Source organism: Pseudomonas salomonii (assembly GCF_900107155.1).
In the GTDB taxonomy this organism is placed as follows: Bacteria; Pseudomonadota; Gammaproteobacteria; order Pseudomonadales; family Pseudomonadaceae; genus Aquipseudomonas; species Aquipseudomonas salomonii.
This window is the reverse complement of record NZ_FNOX01000006.1, coordinates 87,228-103,935: the sequence shown is the minus strand read 5'-3', so window position 1 is coordinate 103,935 and position 16,708 is coordinate 87,228. Positions and strand designations below refer to the sequence as shown.

The window sequence follows — 16,708 nt, the reverse complement described above, 5'->3', positions numbered from 1 at the left end:
GCAAAAAAAAGCGCCAGATCATTGATCTGGCGCTTTTTAGAATATGGGGTGGACGAAGGGGATCGAACCCTCGACAACGGGAGTCACAATCCCGTGCTCTACCAACTGAGCTACGCCCACCATATTGCATCAACAAGGAACTCGAACACCTTCCTTGTCTGGCCTCACCCTGCCTGATGGCCGGATGACGCTTAATTGGTGCGGATGAAGAGACTCGAACTCTTACGCCTCGCGGCGCTGGAACCTAAATCCAGTGTGTCTACCAATTCCACCACATCCGCGCTTGAAGCTCTTAAAGCAAAGGCGCCAGACGATTAATCTGGCGCCTTTTTTAAATATGGGGTGGACGAAGGGGATCGAACCCTCGACAACGGGAGTCACAATCCCGTGCTCTACCAACTGAGCTACGCCCACCATCTAGCGCTACTTGTGCCAAAGCTGCCTAATGGCGCACCCGGCAGGACTCGAACCTGCGACCATCCGCTTAGAAGGCGGATGCTCTATCCAGCTGAGCTACGGGCGCCTTATTAATCTGTACTCGTTGAAGATTACAAACTAAGTGCTTCCAGCCTTGCAGAACAGCTCTATCTGCTCGACCTTCTTAACCAGTGCTAGGCTGTGCCCGACAAGTGCGACGAATAGTATAGACGGCCTTGATACCCGTCAAATCTTTTTTGAAAAAAACTGATTTTATTTAAGGGGTTAGGGCAATTTGCAGACCAAGCGCCTTTGCCCTCACGTCATGGCGTGCGAGAATGCGCGCACTTTTCTTCCCCCTCTCGATGGTTAATCACGCGTAATGACTGCACAACTTATCGACGGCAAATCAATCGCCGCCAGCCTGCGCCAGCAGATCGCCAAACGAGTCACCGAGCGCCGCCTGCAAGGCCTGCGCACGCCTGGCCTCGCGGTGATCCTGGTCGGCAGCGATCCTGCCTCTCAGGTTTATGTCTCGCACAAGCGTAAAGACTGTGAAGAGGTCGGCTTTATTTCCAAGGCCTACGACTTGCCTTCCGAGACCACCCAGCAGGCGCTTACCGACCTGATCGACGGCCTCAACGACGACCCGGCCATCGACGGCATCCTGCTGCAATTGCCGCTGCCCGAGCACCTGGACGCCTCCAAACTGCTGGAGCGCATCCGCCCGGACAAAGACGTCGACGGTTTCCACCCGTATAACGTCGGCCGCCTGGCCCAGCGTATTCCGCTGCTGCGCCCGTGCACCCCGAAGGGCATCATGACCCTGCTGGAAAGCACCGGCGTCGATCTGTACGGCCTCGATGCGGTAGTGGTCGGTGCCTCCAACATCGTCGGTCGCCCGATGGCCATGGAACTGCTGCTGGCCGGCTGTACCGTGACTGTCACCCACCGTTTCACCAAGGACCTCGCCGGCCACGTCGGCCGCGCAGACCTGGTGGTGGTTGCCGCCGGCAAGCCGGGCCTGGTCAAGGGCGAGTGGATCAAGGAAGGCGCCATCGTCATCGACGTAGGCATCAACCGTCAGGATGACGGCAAGCTGGTCGGCGACGTGGTGTACGAAACCGCCCTGCCCCGCGCCGGCTGGATCACCCCGGTACCCGGCGGTGTCGGCCCGATGACCCGTGCGTGCCTGCTGGAAAATACCCTGTACGCAGCAGAAACCCTGCACGACTAATAACCAGCGGTACTGAAAAAGCCCTGCCTTATCGCAGGGCTTTTTATTGCGCGGCTAAAAACCCTTTTTTTCTTAGTTTTTAAGTACTTTCGTCTGGTTCTAGAAGAACATTCGACAGTTCTTCGTCCATACTCCTAAAATGTAACGGCATTTATCAAAAAACCGTTCTCGAACGGCATTTTCCTTACTTTTTTAGCGAGTTCACCCGCGTGAAAATTCGTCTCTCTCTTGTCAGCCTATTGTTTGCATTTACAGGCACCTTCGCGCACGCCAGCGAAACCACTATCGCCCCGCGTGATACTTCCAAACTGCAGATCGCTTCCGGCAGCGCCATCCTGGTCGACCTGCAGACCAATAAAGTGATCTACGCCAGCAACCCCGATGTGGTGGTGCCGATTGCCTCCGTCAGCAAGCTGATGACCGGCCTGATCGTGCTCGAAGCCAAACAGAACATGGATGAGTACATCGACATCAACATCAAGGACACGCCGGAAATGAAAGGCGTGTTCTCCCGGGTGAAAATCGGCAGCGAAATGCCGCGCAAGGAAATGCTGCTGATCGCCCTGATGTCCTCGGAAAACCGCGCCGCCGCCAGCCTGGCCCACCACTACCCGGGCGGCTACCCGGCGTTTATTGCAGCAATGAATGCCAAAGCCAAGGCGCTGGGCATGACCAGCACGCATTACGTGGAACCTACCGGCCTGTCGATTCACAACGTGTCCACCGCCCGCGACCTGAGCAAGCTGCTGGCCGCTGCGCGTAAATACCCGATGCTGAGCCAACTGAGCACCACCAAGGAAAAGACCGTGGCGTTCCGCAAGCCCAACTACACCTTGGGTTTCTCCAACACCGATCACCTGATCAACCGCGCCAACTGGGATATCAAGCTGACCAAGACCGGCTTCACCAACCAGGCCGGCCATTGCCTGGTGCTGGTGACCAGCATGGGCAACCGCCCAGTCTCGCTGGTGATCCTTGATGCGTTCGGCAAGTTCACCCACTTCGCCGATGCCACGCGTATCCGCAACTGGGTCGAAACCGGCCGCAGTGGCTCGGTGCCGGATGTGGCGTTGCGTTACAAGGCCGACAAGAACCTGAAGAGTCGCCCGAACGCGGCTGAAGTACGCCGCTGAATAGTGTGGGAGCCAGCTCCCACACTAGCAAGCTCCCACAGGCATTGACCTTCAGTGCCTTCTACTTTCTTTCCGCCAGCACCTTGAGTGCCTGCGCCGCCGCCTGTTCCTGCCCGGCCTGCGCCGTGGCATTGGCAGAATCACGCCAGCGCTGCACATCCACATTCGCCGGCAACTGGCTAGGGCGCTGGGTCAAAATCGCCCAGTGCCCTGCACTCTTCCACGCCGATTCAAAATCACTGAAGCTCATCAACAACCGCCGGTCCATGCCCGAGCGCAGCAACACCGTGCTCTTCTGCTGATTGAACCCCACCACCACCACATAACGCGTCCCCGACCACATGCTCGGATTAATCCGCGCCATCACCGGGTAACCCGCCGCCACTTGCGCCAGCACGGCCGTCAACTGGCTGTCCAGCGGGTACACCATCAGCCCGTATTCACGCGCCAGCACCTGCATGTTGCGCTCAAGGTTCGCCTCGCCGCCCGGCAAGTGCAGCGGTTTGTCGAGCAAGCCGGGTGTCATGACAATGCCTTGTTGCGACAGCATGCTGGCTAATGCTGAAGGACCGCTCTGATAGGCCTCGCTGCGATACGCCGGCACGCCCGTGAGTTCAACGCGCTCCGGCAAGCCCGCCAGTTTCGACGGGTGCCCGGAGCACGCCGCCAACCCGAGGGCGCACGCCAGCAACAAGGAGGTTTTAACGTTCGAGCGTAAGCGCAATTTTTTACTCTCTTGATCAACGGCCGGTAAGGGCCCAGATCATAGCCCAATCGCATTCAGGGAGCAGTGACGGCGCGCTGATATAGCCAACAAGTTGGACCGATTCGACCATTGGTCAATAGCACGCAACCGTCAGCTGACTAGACTGTCCATTGAGAAGACTGTGTGTGCCCCCAGCGGGGCGAAAGGAGGCCGGAATGAGCCTTGCAACAACGATTTTCATGTTGGTCTGCGGTTGGCTGGCAGTAGCAGCCGCGATGTTGTGGGGCGTGATGCGCATAACGCGTCGGCATCACCACCCCCATGTCACACCTGCTGCACCGGCCAAGCCGCACAAGGCCGAGGTGCATCACGCCTAGCCTGGCATGCAACTGAAGTCTTGAGTCGCGGCCACTTCCTTGCCGCGACCGTCCTTGAGCACGGCACGCACAGTAGTGCCCAGGCTGGATTCCACCAGCGTGTAGTGCTCACCCGCCTTGAAATTCCTGTACTCGACCCGGCCCTGGCAGTCTTGCTGGTTGTCGTCGCCCGGCTCTTCTTCAAACAGTGTCACATCCAAACGATGGTCCCCCGGGGTCACTTCAAAATAACGGCCGTCGTCCACGCGGTGGCCGTCGACGCGCTCGGCCATCAGGTCATTTGGCGCTTCTTCCTTCAAACCAATCCACGCTTCGCTCGGGTCAGCTTTAGGGAGGGGGCCGGCGCAGGCCGACAACAACAAAACAACACCCAGTGCGGGGATCAATAACAAAGGTTTGAGTGACATGGCAGGGCTCCAAAGGGCTTCAGTAAAAATGGTTGGAAGCGATTCAACTGTATCGCCGCCGATGGGTGACAAGCTTGGAGAGCGGCCTTATGTAGAACAAATGAATACATATGAAACGATCTTCAGCCGTTAACTAAATGTTCCTTCACCTGGCTGAAAGGTGCGTGTTAGGTGGGTCGGGCAAGACTGCCGGGGTTTGCAATCCTGCTCCCTCGGAGGTTCACGCATGCTCGGGCTGGTAAAGACCGCACTGCAAAAGCCCTACACGTTTATTGTGTTGGCCATATTCATCTGCATCATCGGGCCGATGGCGGCCCTGCGAACCCCCAAGGATGTTTTTCCCGATATCGGCATCCCCGTCGTCGCTGTGGTCTGGCAGTACAACGGCCTGTCACCGGACGCCATGGCCGGTCGGGTGATCTACACCTACGAACGCTCCTTGAGCACCACCGTTAACGACATCGAACACATCGAATCGCAATCGCTGCCCGGCATGGGCATCGTCAAGATCTTCTTCCAGCCCGGCGTGGATATCCGCACCGCCAACGCCCAAGTAACGGCCGTGTCACAAACCGTGCTCAAGCAGATGCCACCGGGCATCACGCCGCCGCTGATCCTTAACTACAGCGCTTCCACGGTGCCGATCCTGCAACTGGCGTTTTCCAGCCCCAGCCTCTCGGAAGCCAAGATCCGCGACCTGGTGCAGAACAATATCCGCCTGCCCCTGAGCGCCCTGCCCGGCCTGGCCATGCCCACGCCAATGGGCGGCAAGCAACGCCAGATAACCCTCGACCTCGACCCCCAGGCGCTGGCCGCCAAAGGCTTGTCGGCCCAGGACGTGGGCAACGCGCTGGCGCTGCAAAACCAGATCATTCCAGTGGGTACCGCCAAACTCGGCCCCAACGAATACACGATCCTGCTCAACAACAGCCCCAAGGCGATTGATGAGCTCAACGACCTGCCGATCAAGACGGTCGACGGCGCAATCATCACCATCGGCCAGGTGGCCCATGTGCGTGACGGCTCACCGCCGCAGACCAACATCGTGCGCGTCGACGGCCACCGTGCAGTGCTGATGCCAGCGTTGAAAAACGGCAGCATCTCTACCCTGTCGATCATCGACGGCATCCGCCAGATGCTGCCGCGCATCAACGAAACCCTGCCGCCGTCGCTTAAAACCTCATTGCTGGGCGACGCCTCGGTGTTTGTTAAACAATCGGTGGGCAGCGTGGCCCAGGAAGGCATCATCGCGGCGCTGCTGACCAGTGCGATGATCCTGCTGTTCCTCGGCAGCTGGCGCTCTACCTTGATCATCGCCGCCTCGATCCCTCTGGCGGTGTTGTCGGCCATTGCATTGCTGGCAGCCACCGGGCAAACCCTCAACGTGATGACCCTCGGCGGGCTCGCGTTGGCGGTGGGGATTCTGGTGGATGACGCCACGGTGACCATCGAAAACATCAACTGGCATCTGGAACAAGGCAAGGCGGTGAAGACCGCGATCCTCGACGGCGCCGCGCAGATCGTCGGCCCGGCGTTTGTGTCGCTGCTGTGTATCTGCATCGTGTTTGTGCCGATGTTCCTGCTGCAAGGCATTGCCGGTTACCTGTTCCGGCCGATGGCGCTGGCGGTGATTTTCGCCATGGCCAGCTCGTTCATTCTCTCGCGCACCCTGGTGCCGACCCTGGCGATGTTTTTGCTCAAGCCGCACGTGCCGGAGCAAGGGCCTGGGCATCACCCGGAAGATGAGTTCATCAACCATCACGAAGGTGAACAGCACAAGAAACCGCGCAACCGCGTGCTGCAATCGGTGCTGAACTTTCAGCAGGGTTTCGAGCGGCACTTCTCGAATATCCGCGACACCTACCACGGCCTGCTGACCCTGGCGCTGGGCGCACGCAAGCGCTTTATCGTCGGCTTCCTGGCCTGCGTGCTGGCCTCGTTCCTGCTGTTGCCAAGCCTGGGCCAGGACTTCTTCCCGGCCACCGACGCCGGCGCCCTGGCCCTGCACGTGCGCTTGCCATTGGGCACGCGTATTGAAGAAAGCGCGGCGGCGTTCGACCGCATTGAAGCGCGGATTCGCGAAGTGATCCCCGCCGCAGAGCTCGACACCATCGTCGACAACATCGGCATCCCGCTCAGCGGCATCGACATGGCCTACAGCAGCAGCGGCACCATCGGCCCGCAGGACGGCGACATCCAGGTCAGCTTGAAAAAGGACCATGCGCCGACCGCCGACTACGTGAAAAAACTGCGAGAAACCTTGCCGCAAAGCTTCCCCGGCAGCCACTTTGCGTTCCTGCCTGCCGACATCAGCAGCCAGATCCTCAACTTCGGTGCCCCCGCGCCGCTGGACGTGAAAATCTCCGGGCGCAGCGATGCGCAAAACCGCGCTTACGCCATCGAACTGGAACGCCGCCTGCAGCATATTCCGGGCATTGCCGACCTGCGCATCCAGCAGTCCACCGGCTACCCATCATTGCAGGTGAACGTCGACCGCATGCGCGCCAATGGCCTGGGCATCACCGAGCGAGACGTCACCAACAGCATGGTCGCCTCGCTGGCCGGCAGCTCCCAGGTGGCGCCAACGTTCTGGCTTAACCCGGCCAACGGCGTGTCCTACTCCATCGTCGCCGCCACCCCGCAATACCGCCTCGACAGCTTGCCGTCACTGGAAGCCTTGCCGGTGACCGGTGCCGATGGGCAATCGCAAATCCTTGGCGGCCTGGCGAGCGTCTCCCGCGTGCAAAGCCCGGCGGTGGTGACCCACTACAACATCGAACCGACCCTGGACCTGTACGCCAACGTGCAAGGCCGCGACCTCGGCGGCGTGGCCCGTGACGTGCAAAAGGTGCTGGATGACACCGCCTCCATGCGCCCCAAAGGCGCGGTGATCAGCCTGCACGGGCAGATCGATGCGCTGCATGAAGCCTTCAGCGGTTTGAGCTTCGGCTTGCTCGGCGCCGTGGTGCTGATCTACCTGCTGATCGTGGTCAACTTCCAGTCGTGGGCTGACCCGTTTGTGATCATCACTGCACTGCCGGCGGCGCTGGCGGGGATTGTGTGGATGCTGTTCCTCAGCGGCACCTCATTGTCGGTACCGGCGCTTACCGGCGCCATCCTCTGTATGGGCGTGGCCACCGCCAACTCGATCCTGGTGGTGAGCTTCTGCCGTGAACGCCTGGCCGAACATGGCGATGCGTTAAAGGCCGCCATGGAAGCCGGTTACACGCGCTTCCGCCCGGTGTGCATGACCGCCCTGGCGATGATCATCGGCATGTTGCCGCTGGCGATTTCCGAGGAGCAAAACGCTCCGCTCGGCCGCGCCGTCATCGGTGGCTTGATCTTCGCCACCATCGCCACGTTGTTGTTTGTACCCGTGGTCTTCAGCCTGGTCCACGGTCGTCACCCTACTCGCGAAGTTGCTGGAGAAACCCCACATGTCGTCTGATCACAAACCCTCGCGCAAGCGTCTGATGCTCCTGGGTGTCGGCGGCCTGACATTGGCCGCCCTGTTGGTCGCCAACGGCCTGCACGCCCGCACCACCCACGAAGAAGCGGTGACGGCCTGGACCGAAACCGCCGCCATCCCCCAGGTGATGGTGTTCCAGCCCAAGCTCAACGCGGCCGGCGATACCCTGCGCCTGCCCGCGCACCTTGAGGCCTGGAGCAAGGCGCCGATTCATGCGCGGGTGAGCGGCTATTTGAAAGACTGGAAAGTCGACATCGGCAGCCAGGTGAAAGCCGGGCAAATCCTCGCCGAAATCGACAGCCCGGACCTCGACCAGCAGCTGGCGCAAACCCACGCCCGCCTGCTTCAGGAACAGGCCAATGCACGCCTGGCCGCAACTACCGCCACACGCTGGCAGAACCTGCTCGCCAGCCATTCGGTGTCGCGTCAGGAGGCGGATGAAAAAACCTCCAACGCCGCCGCGGCCAAAGCCAACGCCGAGGCGGCGGCTGCCGACTATGCGCGGCTGTCGGCGCTGGAAAGCTATAAGACTATTCGTGCGCCGTTCGCCGGTACCATCACCGCGCGCAACACCGATATCGGCCAGTTGATCAAGGCCGACACCGACAGCGACCCGGAACTGTTCAACATCGCCGACACCCACCAACTGCGCCTGTATGTGCCGGTGCCGCAGAACTACGCGTCGGTGATCCACCCTGGGCTTGAGGCCGAACTGACCGTGCCCGAGCACCCTGGCGAACACTTCAAGGCGCGCCTGATCGGCGACTCCACCGCCATCGACCGCCGTTCGGGCACCCTGCTTGCGCAATTCGTCGCCGACAACCCCAACGGCGAACTGCTGCCCGGTGACTACGCCGAAGCCACCCTGCCAATCCCGGCCGACACCCATGGCGTGAGCATCCCGGCCAGCGCCTTGATCTTCCGCGCCCAAGGCACCCAGGTGGCGGTGCTGGATGCGCAGAATCACGTGCACCTGCAAGACATCCACATCGGCCTGGACCTGGGCGAGCGCCTGGTGATCGACCAAGGCCTCAAACCCGCCGACCGCGTGGTCGACAACCCGCCCGACGCCCTGCGCGAAGGCGACCCCGTCCAGCTTGCCCAAGCCGGAGGTGCCCATGCGCATAAGGTTTAAGCCCCTCGCGGCGTTAGTGCTGCTGGCCTTGCAGGGTTGCTCGATGGCGCCCACCTACAAGGTGCCCTCGGTTGACTTGCCGGCCGGCTACCGCGAACAGACCAGCGATGGCCCGTGGCACAGCGCGCAACCGTCCGACCAACTGGCACCCCAATGGTGGACGCTCTACAACGATTCGCAGCTCAATGACCTGCAACAGCAACTGCTCAAGGCCAACCCGGACCTGGCGGCGGCGCTGGCGCACTTTGATGCGTCCCAGGCCTATGCCAGCCAATTGCATGCCGGGCTATTCCCGCAAATCACCGCCAGCGCGCAGCCGCTACGCCAGCGGCAATCGGATTCGCGGCCACTGCGCGGCGATACGCAGCCGTCGGTGTACAACAGCAATACCGCCGCGTTTTCCCTGAGCTACGACCTGGACCTGTGGGGCAAGATTCGCAATCAGGTCGCAGCCGGTGACGCCCAGGCACAAGCCTCCGGGGATGACCTGGCAGTGGCGCGCCTGAGCCTGCAGCACCAGTTGGCGACCTTGTATGTGCAGCTCAATGGGCTGGATGCGCAGAGCCGGATCCTCAATAGCTCGCTGGAGGATTTCAGCCAGGCGCTGCAGCTGACGCGCAGCCGATACGAAGGCCAGATTGCTTCGGAGCTGGACCTGACCCGTGCGCAAAGCCAGTTGGCCGAAGCCAAGGCTCAACTGGATGAAGTGCGCGGGCAACGCAACCTCACCGAGCACGCCATTGGTGAATTGGTGGGCGTGGCAGCCAGTAACTTCACGCTGCCGCCGAGGCAGCAGTTGATTGCCTTGCCGGGCATCCCCTCGCAGCTGCCGAGCCACCTGCTGCAACGTCGCCCGGACATTGCGGCGGCGGAACGGCGGGTGTTTGCGGCCAATGCCAATATTGGCGTGGCCAAGGCGGCGTGGTACCCGGATTTCAGTCTCACCGGGCTGATCGGCGGGCAGACTCAAGGGGTCGGCAACCTGCTGTCTGCCGGTAACCGCTATTGGGCGCTGGGGCCGCTGGTGAATCTGCCGATCTTTGAGGGTGGGCGGCTGAGCGCCAATGAGCGGCAGGCCAAGGCCGAGTTTGAAGAAGCGTCGGCGCAATACCGTAGCCATGTGCTCAAAGCGGTGCGCGAGGTGGAAGATAACCTGGCGCAGCTGCGGGATTTGCAGCAGCAAGCCCAGGATGAGCAAGCGGCGGCGGACGCAGCAGAACATACACAGGCGTTGGCGATGAACAGCTATCAGGCCGGGGCCGTGAGTTATCTGGATGTGGTCACCGCGCAAACGGCAGCGTTGCAGGCGCAGCGAACCTTGCAGGCCGTGCAGACCCGGCAGTTGCAGGCGAGTGTGGGGTTGGTCACCGCGCTCGGCGGCGGCTGGCAACCCGGCGTCTGAATCTCCCCTGTAGATCGTTCCCACGCTCCGCGTGGGCATGCAGCCCGTGACGCTCCGCGTCACGACTTTAAGGGCGGACGCAGAGCGTCCAGAGCGGCATTCCCACGCAGAGCGTGGGAACGATCTGCAACCTTGCAGGCCGTGCAGACGCGGCAGTTGCAGGCGAGTGTGGGGTTGGTCACGGCCCTCGGCGGCGGCTGGCAGCCCGGTGCCTGAATCTCCCCTGTAGATCGTTCCCACGCTCCGCGTGGGCATGCAGCCCGTGACGCTCCGCGTCACGACTTTAAGGGCGGACGCAGAGCGTCCAGAGCGGCATTCCCACGCAGAGCGTGGGAACGATCTGCATGAACATATTTTCGTTAACTGATACGCCAGGCGGCGGCTTAGGGTTTGCCATTGCATGCTTCCTTTGCATTAGGTTTTTTCGAGGCGAAACCTAGCACTGGAAACGAAGAGTTTTGAGCGCCGCAAGATGTAAAAGAAACTTCGTACGATAGATTAGGACACGCCCTGCACCAGCCCCTCAAAACGGGCTTTTTCTTACAGGTTTTTAGGGTTGTAGCGCGGAACGGCTGTCACTAGTCTTCGCTAGTCGCTGCTAACTCAGCGACCGGACGTGAGAAATCCGAACAACTCCATTGGCGCGAACGCGCTCACCATATACAGTGCAGACGCTTTTTTGTGCTCGCTGTAATGGCGGCTGTGCGCGGGCATGCTTCGGCGTGGCCGAGTTCCTGGAGACTTGGTTTTCTCACTCCGCGTACAGCTGCCACCCACAGTCCGTGAGAAAGATTTGGGGGTAGCCAGCCCTTAATTCTCCAGGAGTTACCTCATGATCAAAGAAAGTCCAAACCCACCTTCGGACTCAAACCTGCTCTTCACCCTCCGCCCCAACCTCGACACCGAAACCCTGCTGGTCAATGCCTCTCAGGATCTGGAATCCATCACTGCCATCGCGGCGAACCTGGCTTTTGAAGTTGAAGGTCCGCAGCGCAGCGTGGTGCTGGGAATTTGTCGGATGGTGGAGGGTGTGCAGTTGCTGGTTGATCGAGTCGTACAGGGAAGCGGCGAGGCACGTGTGCAGTAACGGCGTCGCCTGTCAGGGCCTCTTCGCAGGCAAGCCAGCTCCCACATTTGGAATGTATTCACAGACCAAAAGGTGGGAGCTGGCTTGCCTGCGGTGAGCATAGGGATCTACCCACCTTTTTAAAGCTGCCACATTCCTCTGTGGCGAGCAGGCTTGCCCTGCGTTGGGCTGCGCAGCAGCCCCAATGTAGACACCGAGATACTCCTGAAAGAACTCTGCGTCGGTTTTTTGGGGCTGCTGCGCAGCCCAACGCAGGGCAAGCCTGCTCGCCACAACAGCCCGCTTGCCACAGACTTTGTATTCAACAGAAGTTGCTTAGATACCTGTACTGCGATAGCACCCTATCAGGCAGCGAGCTTCCCACTGGCAATCGCCGCCGACGCCGCCACCATCGCCCGCAACAACACCGCACATCCCGCAGCCAGATCATCCGGCGCGGCATTCTCGATTTCGTTATGGCTGATGCCGCCTTCACACGGCACGAAGATCATCCCGGCCGGGCCCAGTTCAGCGACAAAGATAGCGTCGTGCCCTGCCCCGCTGACAATATCCATGTTCGACAAGCCCAACCCATTCGCCGCATCACGCACGGCGTCCACGCAACCTTTGTCGAAGTACAACGGCGGGAAGTCAGCAGTGGGCTCCAACTCGAACGTCAGCCCGTGCTTGGCACAGGTCTCGTCGATCACCGTGCGCACCTGGGCAATCATCGAATCCAGCCGCGCAGGTTCCAGGTGACGGAAGTCCAGGGTCATACGCACTTCACCGGGGATCACATTGCGTGAGCCTGGGTAGGCTTGCAGGCAACCGACAGTGCCGCACGCATGCGGCTGATGCCCCAACGCCGCGGCATTCACCGCCGCCACCACGGCGGCCGCGCCCACCAGCGCATCCTTGCGCAGGTGCATCGGCGTCGGCCCTGCATGCGCTTCAACGCCACGCAGTTTCAGGTCAAACCACTTTTGCCCCAATGCTCCCAGCACCACGCCGATGGTTTTCTTCTCGTCCTCAAGAATCGGGCCTTGTTCGATATGCGCTTCAAAATACGCGCCCACCTTGTGGCCACTGACAGCACGCGTGCCCGCATAGCCAATCGCGTTCAACGCATCGCCCACGCTGACGCCATCCACATCGACCTTGGCCAAGGTATCGGCCAGGGTGAACTTCTCGGCAAACACACCCGAGCCCATCATGCACGGCGGGAAGCGTGAGCCTTCTTCGTTGGTCCACACCACCACTTCCAGCGGCGCTTCAGTTTCGATCTTGAGGTCGTTGAGGGTGCGCAGCACTTCCACACCTGCCAGCACGCCGAAGCAGCCGTCGAACTTGCCGCCGGTGGGTTGGGTGTCGATATGGCTGCCGGTCATCACCGGTGGCAGCTTGGGGTCGCGGCCAGGGCGCCGCGCGAAAATATTGCCGATGCCGTCGATGGTCACGGTGCAACCCGCGTCCTCACACCACTGCACAAACAGGTCGCGGGCCTTGCGGTCGAGGTCGGTGAGGGCCAGGCGACACACGCCGCCCTTGGGCGTGGCACCGAGTTTGGCCAGGTCCATCAGCGACTGCCACAGGCGGTCGCGGTTGATGTGCTGATGGGTCGATTGCAGAACGTCCAGGGCAGCGTTCATGGGGATCTCCTCAGGCTGTATTTTTTATGAATTGACGCGGTTCCAGCAGTGAAATGAGGTCAAAAATGTGGGAGCGGGCTTGCTCGCGAATGCGGTGTATCAGTCGCCGCACATGTCGCCTGACACGACGCATTCGCGAGCAAGCCCGCTCCCACATTTGATTGGATTCCAACCTTTTACAGCGGTGTTTTTACCGCCAGCGGCAGAGCTCGGCGCTTGGCATTCAAGCCGTAATACAACAACCCACCCAACGCCGAGCCGGTGAACCAGCCGTAGCTGTAAAACCAGCTGAACGCATCACTGCCCAGCGACAGTAAGGTCAGCACCACCGGCACGCCGAAGGCCACAAAGCCGCTCCAGTTCCATGCCGGGTACACGTCGTCGCGGTACAAACCGGCCAGGTCCAGCTGCTGTTTGCGCGTGATGAAATAGTCCACCACCATGATCCCGGCAATCGGGCCGAGCAGGCTGGAGTAGCCCAGCAACCAGTTGGAATACACGGTTTCCAGGCTCACATCCGAGACGATCAACCCAAGCTTTTTCAGCAGTTCGTGGGCCATCAATGCCAGCCCGACCAGGCCGGTGAGGATCACCGCCGTGGTGCGGTTGATCAGCTTGGGCGCGATGTTCTGGAAGTCGTTGGTGGGCGAGACGATGTTCGCGGCGGTGTTGGTGGACAAGGTGGCGATGATGATCAGCGCCATGGCGATGGCGACCCACACCGGGCTCTGGATATGCCCGATCAAGGTGACCGGGTCGGAAACACTCACACCCACCAGCTTCACCGATGCGGCGGTCATGATCACGCCGAGGGCGGCGAACAGGAACATGGTCAACGGCAGGCCGAAAATCTGCCCGAGAATCTGGTCCTTCTGGCTTTTGGCGTAGCGGCTGAAGTCGGGAATATTCAGCGACAAGGTGGCCCAGAAGCCCACCATGGCCGTCAGCCCGGCCATAAAGTAACCGGTAAGGCTTGCGCCTTCGGGGCGCTTGGGTGGGATTGCCATCAACTCGCTGAGGGACACATTGGGCATTGCCCACACCAGCAAGCCAATCCCCACCGCCACCAGCAAAGGCGCCGACAGGGTTTCCAGGCGCTTGATCGACTCGGCGCCACGCAGCACCACCCACAGGTTCAAGGTCCAGAAAATCATGAAACCGATCACTTCACCGGTGCCGCCGAGGGACTTCCAACCTTCGAAAATCGAACCCAGGAACAGGTGAATCGCCAGCCCGCCGAACATCGTCTGGATGCCAAACCAGCCACAGGCCACCAGCGCCCGAATCAGGCACGGCACGTTGGAGCCGAGGATGCCGAAGGACGAGCGCAACAGCACCGGAAACGGAATGCCGTACTTGGTGCCCGGGAAGGCGTTAAGGGTCAGCGGGACCAGCACCACGATATTGGCCAGCAAAATTGCCATCAGCGCCTCGCCCACCGACAGCCCGAAATAGGCGGTGAGCACGCCGCCCAGGGTGTAGGTCGGCACGCAAATCGACATACCGACCCACAGCGCAGTGATGTGCCACTTGTTCCAGGTGCGTTCATGCACCTTGGTCGGTGCCATGTCGTGGTTGTAGCGCGGGCTGTCGAGGACGTCGGGGCCGGCGTCGAGTTCATACAGGCCGTTGCGTTCAATGACTTGCGATCTGTTCTGTTGCATGGCCGCTCCACGGTTTTTTTAAAATTATTGTTGCTCATCCAGCGCGTGGCGCCGGATGGCCGGAGTACCTCGTAAACAACATGACATCACGGGCTCGGCCAGCCGCCACTGCACTCAATAACCGTGCCGACAACCGCACCTTAACCCACACCGCTTATATAACTCACTGATGTTAATCAGCTTTCAGATTGTGCCTACGGTACGTGTCGCCTTACTCAGGCTAAATAACGCGAAAGTTGCCCGAACTGTCAGGACTCAATCTGGTGCAACACAATTATTTTTATTTACCCATGCCGTCAAGCGGCATGTCTCAAGCGTCTGATTTGCAATAAGAAATGTTGCTCAATTTAAGAACCTGTCAAGTGCGTCAAAATGGTGAAGGGGCGCTACATTTTGGTGATTTATAGTTTTTTACTTTTAAAATCATGCAGTTAAAATCGATATAAGCTTAAGAAAAATCTTCTTGCTCATTCGAAAAACTCGGGATAGTTTCTATTCCTGTCACCGATGACAGGATTAAACCGGCCATCGGCAAGCAGCATTACAACACTTAGAACTGGCACAAGCCGGTCAAGCCTGTGAGGAACTCGACATGTCGCTGTTGATCCGTGGCGCCACCGTTATTACCCATGATGAAAGTTACCGCGCCGATGTGTTATGCGCAGACGGTCTCATTCGCGCTATTGGCACGAATCTGGACGTTCCCGCCGGCACTGAAACACTCGATGGCAGTGGCCAATACTTGATGCCCGGCGGCATCGACCCGCATACGCATATGCAACTGCCCTTCATGGGCACCGTGGCCAGTGAAGACTTTTTCAGTGGCACGGCGGCGGGTCTGGCAGGCGGCACCACCTCGATCATCGACTTTGTGATTCCCAACCCGCAGCAATCGCTGATGGAGGCTTTTCATCAGTGGCGCGGCTGGGCGGAAAAATCCGCCTCCGACTACGGTTTTCATGTGGCGATCACCTGGTGGAGCGAGCAGGTGCGCGAGGAGATGGCCGAGCTGGTCAGCCACCATGGCATCAACAGCTTCAAGCACTTCATGGCCTACAAGAACGCGATCATGGCGGCGGACGACACCCTGGTCGCCAGCTTCGAACGCTGCCTGGAACTGGGCGCGGTGCCGACGGTGCACGCAGAGAACGGCGAGCTGGTGTATCACCTGCAACGCAAGCTGATGGCCCAGGGCATTACCGGGCCGGAAGCGCATCCGCTGTCGCGTCCGTCCCAAGTGGAAGGCGAAGCAGCCAGCCGCGCCATTCGCATCGCCGAGACCATCGGCACGCCGTTGTATCTGGTGCACGTGTCAACCCAGGAAGCACTCGACGAAATCACCTACGCCCGTGGCAAAGGCCAGCCGGTCTACGGCGAAGTGCTGGCCGGGCACCTGCTGCTGGATGACAGCGTGTACCAGCACCCCGACTGGCAAACCGCCGCCGGTTACGTGATGAGCCCGCCGTTCCGTCCGCTTGGGCATCAGGAAGCACTCTGGCACGGCTTGCAGTCCGGCAACCTGCACACCACCGCCACCGACCACTGCTGCTTCTGCGCCGAGCAAAAAGCCGCCGGCCGCGACGACTTCAGCAAGATCCCCAACGGCACCGCCGGTATCGAAGACCGCATGGCGCTGCTGTGGCACGAGGGCGTGAACACCGGGCGTTTGTCGATGCAGGAATTTGTTGCGCTGACGTCGACCAACACCGCGAAGATCTTCAATCTCTACCCGCGCAAAGGCGCGATCCGCGTGGGTGCCGATGCAGACCTGGTGCTGTGGGATCCCGAGGGCACGCGCACGATTTCGGCCAAGACCCACCATCAGAAGGTCGACTTCAACATCTTCGAAGGCAAGACCGTGCGCGGCGTGCCGAGCCACACCATCAGCCAGGGCAAGCTGGTGTGGGCCGATGGGGATTTACGCGCCGAGCGCGGTGCCGGGCGGTATGTGGAACGGCCGGCGTATCCGGCGGTGTTTGAGCAGTTGAGCAAGCGGGCCGAGCATTCCAGGCCCACTGCTGTAAAGCGCTGAACATACAGCGCACA

General features: G+C 60.4%; 12 protein-coding genes and 4 tRNA genes. 8 read left to right on the top strand and 8 right to left on the bottom strand.

Features of this window, described 5'->3' with window-relative positions; all coding sequences use genetic code 11:
- Positions 1-44 precede the first annotated feature (44 nt).
- The 4 genes from BLV67_RS14990 to BLV67_RS14975 form a co-directional block, all read right to left on the bottom strand.
- Positions 45-120, bottom strand: a tRNA-His gene (locus BLV67_RS14990).
- 76 nt (positions 121-196) lie between these two features.
- A tRNA-Leu gene (locus BLV67_RS14985) sits at positions 197-281 on the bottom strand.
- 57 nt (positions 282-338) lie between these two features.
- A tRNA-His gene (locus BLV67_RS14980) sits at positions 339-414 on the bottom strand.
- Between the two features lie 32 nt (positions 415-446).
- Positions 447-523, bottom strand: a tRNA-Arg gene (locus tag BLV67_RS14975).
- Between the two features lie 276 nt (positions 524-799).
- Here BLV67_RS14975 and folD point away from each other — a divergent pair.
- Both folD and pbpG read left to right on the top strand, forming a co-directional pair.
- Complete coding sequence (gene folD, locus BLV67_RS14970) at positions 800-1,654, top strand: bifunctional methylenetetrahydrofolate dehydrogenase/methenyltetrahydrofolate cyclohydrolase FolD (RefSeq protein WP_056861391.1); 855 nt, start codon at positions 800-802, stop codon at positions 1,652-1,654.
- A gap of 209 nt (positions 1,655-1,863) precedes the next feature.
- Positions 1,864-2,787, top strand: a complete 924-nt coding sequence (gene pbpG / locus BLV67_RS14965) for a D-alanyl-D-alanine endopeptidase (protein ID WP_065931109.1) — start codon at positions 1,864-1,866, stop codon at positions 2,785-2,787.
- 61 nt (positions 2,788-2,848) lie between these two features.
- On the opposite strand, the gene BLV67_RS14960 is transcribed toward pbpG, so the two are convergent.
- Entirely contained in the window at positions 2,849-3,511 is a 663-nt protein-coding gene (locus BLV67_RS14960; RefSeq protein ID WP_069788300.1) for a peptidase C39 family protein, read from the bottom strand.
- A gap of 197 nt (positions 3,512-3,708) precedes the next feature.
- On the opposite strand from BLV67_RS14960, the gene BLV67_RS32955 reads away from it, so the two are divergent.
- Entirely contained in the window at positions 3,709-3,870 is a 162-nt protein-coding gene (locus BLV67_RS32955) for a hypothetical protein (protein WP_163005485.1), read from the top strand.
- Here the strand turns inward: BLV67_RS32955 and BLV67_RS14955 are convergent.
- Complete coding sequence (locus tag BLV67_RS14955) at positions 3,867-4,277, bottom strand: PA0061/PA0062 family lipoprotein (protein WP_065931111.1); 411 nt, start codon at positions 4,275-4,277, stop codon at positions 3,867-3,869. The genes BLV67_RS32955 and BLV67_RS14955 overlap by 4 nt on opposite strands.
- A gap of 226 nt (positions 4,278-4,503) precedes the next feature.
- On the opposite strand from BLV67_RS14955, the gene BLV67_RS14950 reads away from it, so the two are divergent.
- From BLV67_RS14950 to BLV67_RS14935, 4 genes are all read left to right on the top strand, one after another.
- A complete protein-coding gene (locus tag BLV67_RS14950) occupies positions 4,504-7,725 on the top strand; it encodes an efflux RND transporter permease subunit (protein ID WP_069788301.1) in 3,222 nt (1,073 codons plus the stop codon).
- On the top strand, positions 7,715-8,881 hold the full coding sequence (locus BLV67_RS14945; RefSeq protein WP_069788302.1) for an efflux RND transporter periplasmic adaptor subunit: 1,167 nt from the start codon (positions 7,715-7,717) through the stop codon (positions 8,879-8,881). Before BLV67_RS14950 ends, BLV67_RS14945 begins: the two co-directional genes overlap by 11 nt.
- Complete coding sequence (locus tag BLV67_RS14940) at positions 8,865-10,283, top strand: efflux transporter outer membrane subunit (protein ID WP_069788303.1); 1,419 nt, start codon at positions 8,865-8,867, stop codon at positions 10,281-10,283. The genes BLV67_RS14945 and BLV67_RS14940 overlap by 17 nt, the downstream gene beginning before the upstream one ends.
- Before the next feature lie 832 nt (positions 10,284-11,115).
- Positions 11,116-11,370: a DUF6124 family protein gene (locus BLV67_RS14935; protein WP_069786282.1), complete on the top strand. Its 255-nt coding sequence runs from the start codon at positions 11,116-11,118 to the stop codon at positions 11,368-11,370.
- 344 nt (positions 11,371-11,714) lie between these two features.
- Here the strand turns inward: BLV67_RS14935 and BLV67_RS14930 are convergent, their stop codons facing one another.
- Both BLV67_RS14930 and BLV67_RS14925 read right to left on the bottom strand, forming a co-directional pair.
- On the bottom strand, positions 11,715-12,998 hold the full coding sequence (locus BLV67_RS14930; protein ID WP_069786283.1) for a Zn-dependent hydrolase: 1,284 nt from the start codon (positions 12,996-12,998) through the stop codon (positions 11,715-11,717).
- Between the two features lie 176 nt (positions 12,999-13,174).
- A complete protein-coding gene (locus tag BLV67_RS14925; RefSeq protein ID WP_065931119.1) occupies positions 13,175-14,662 on the bottom strand; it encodes an NCS1 family nucleobase:cation symporter-1 in 1,488 nt (495 codons plus the stop codon).
- A gap of 592 nt (positions 14,663-15,254) precedes the next feature.
- Here BLV67_RS14925 and hydA point away from each other — a divergent pair.
- The gene (gene hydA, locus BLV67_RS14920) at positions 15,255-16,694 is read left to right on the top strand and encodes a dihydropyrimidinase (RefSeq protein ID WP_069786284.1); all 1,440 of its coding nucleotides are present in this window, start codon (positions 15,255-15,257) and stop codon (positions 16,692-16,694) included.
- Positions 16,695-16,708 lie beyond the last annotated feature (14 nt).

Bases quoted from the DNA above. Each gene is read 5' to 3' on its own strand.
- folD (WP_056861391.1), top strand. From the start codon at position 800: ATGACTGCACAACTTATCGACGGCAAATCAATCGCCGCCAGCCTGCGC.
- BLV67_RS32955 (WP_163005485.1), top strand. From the start codon at position 3,709: ATGAGCCTTGCAACAACGATTTTCATGTTGGTCTGCGGTTGGCTGGCA.
- BLV67_RS14955 (WP_065931111.1), bottom strand. From the start codon at position 4,277: ATGTCACTCAAACCTTTGTTATTGATCCCCGCACTGGGTGTTGTTTTG.
- BLV67_RS14950 (WP_069788301.1), top strand. From the start codon at position 4,504: ATGCTCGGGCTGGTAAAGACCGCACTGCAAAAGCCCTACACGTTTATT.
- BLV67_RS14945 (WP_069788302.1), top strand. From the start codon at position 7,715: ATGTCGTCTGATCACAAACCCTCGCGCAAGCGTCTGATGCTCCTGGGT.
- BLV67_RS14940 (WP_069788303.1), top strand. From the start codon at position 8,865: ATGCGCATAAGGTTTAAGCCCCTCGCGGCGTTAGTGCTGCTGGCCTTG.
- BLV67_RS14935 (WP_069786282.1), top strand. From the start codon at position 11,116: ATGATCAAAGAAAGTCCAAACCCACCTTCGGACTCAAACCTGCTCTTC.
- BLV67_RS14930 (WP_069786283.1), bottom strand. From the start codon at position 12,998: ATGAACGCTGCCCTGGACGTTCTGCAATCGACCCATCAGCACATCAAC.
- BLV67_RS14925 (WP_065931119.1), bottom strand. From the start codon at position 14,662: ATGCAACAGAACAGATCGCAAGTCATTGAACGCAACGGCCTGTATGAA.
- hydA (WP_069786284.1), top strand. From the start codon at position 15,255: ATGTCGCTGTTGATCCGTGGCGCCACCGTTATTACCCATGATGAAAGT.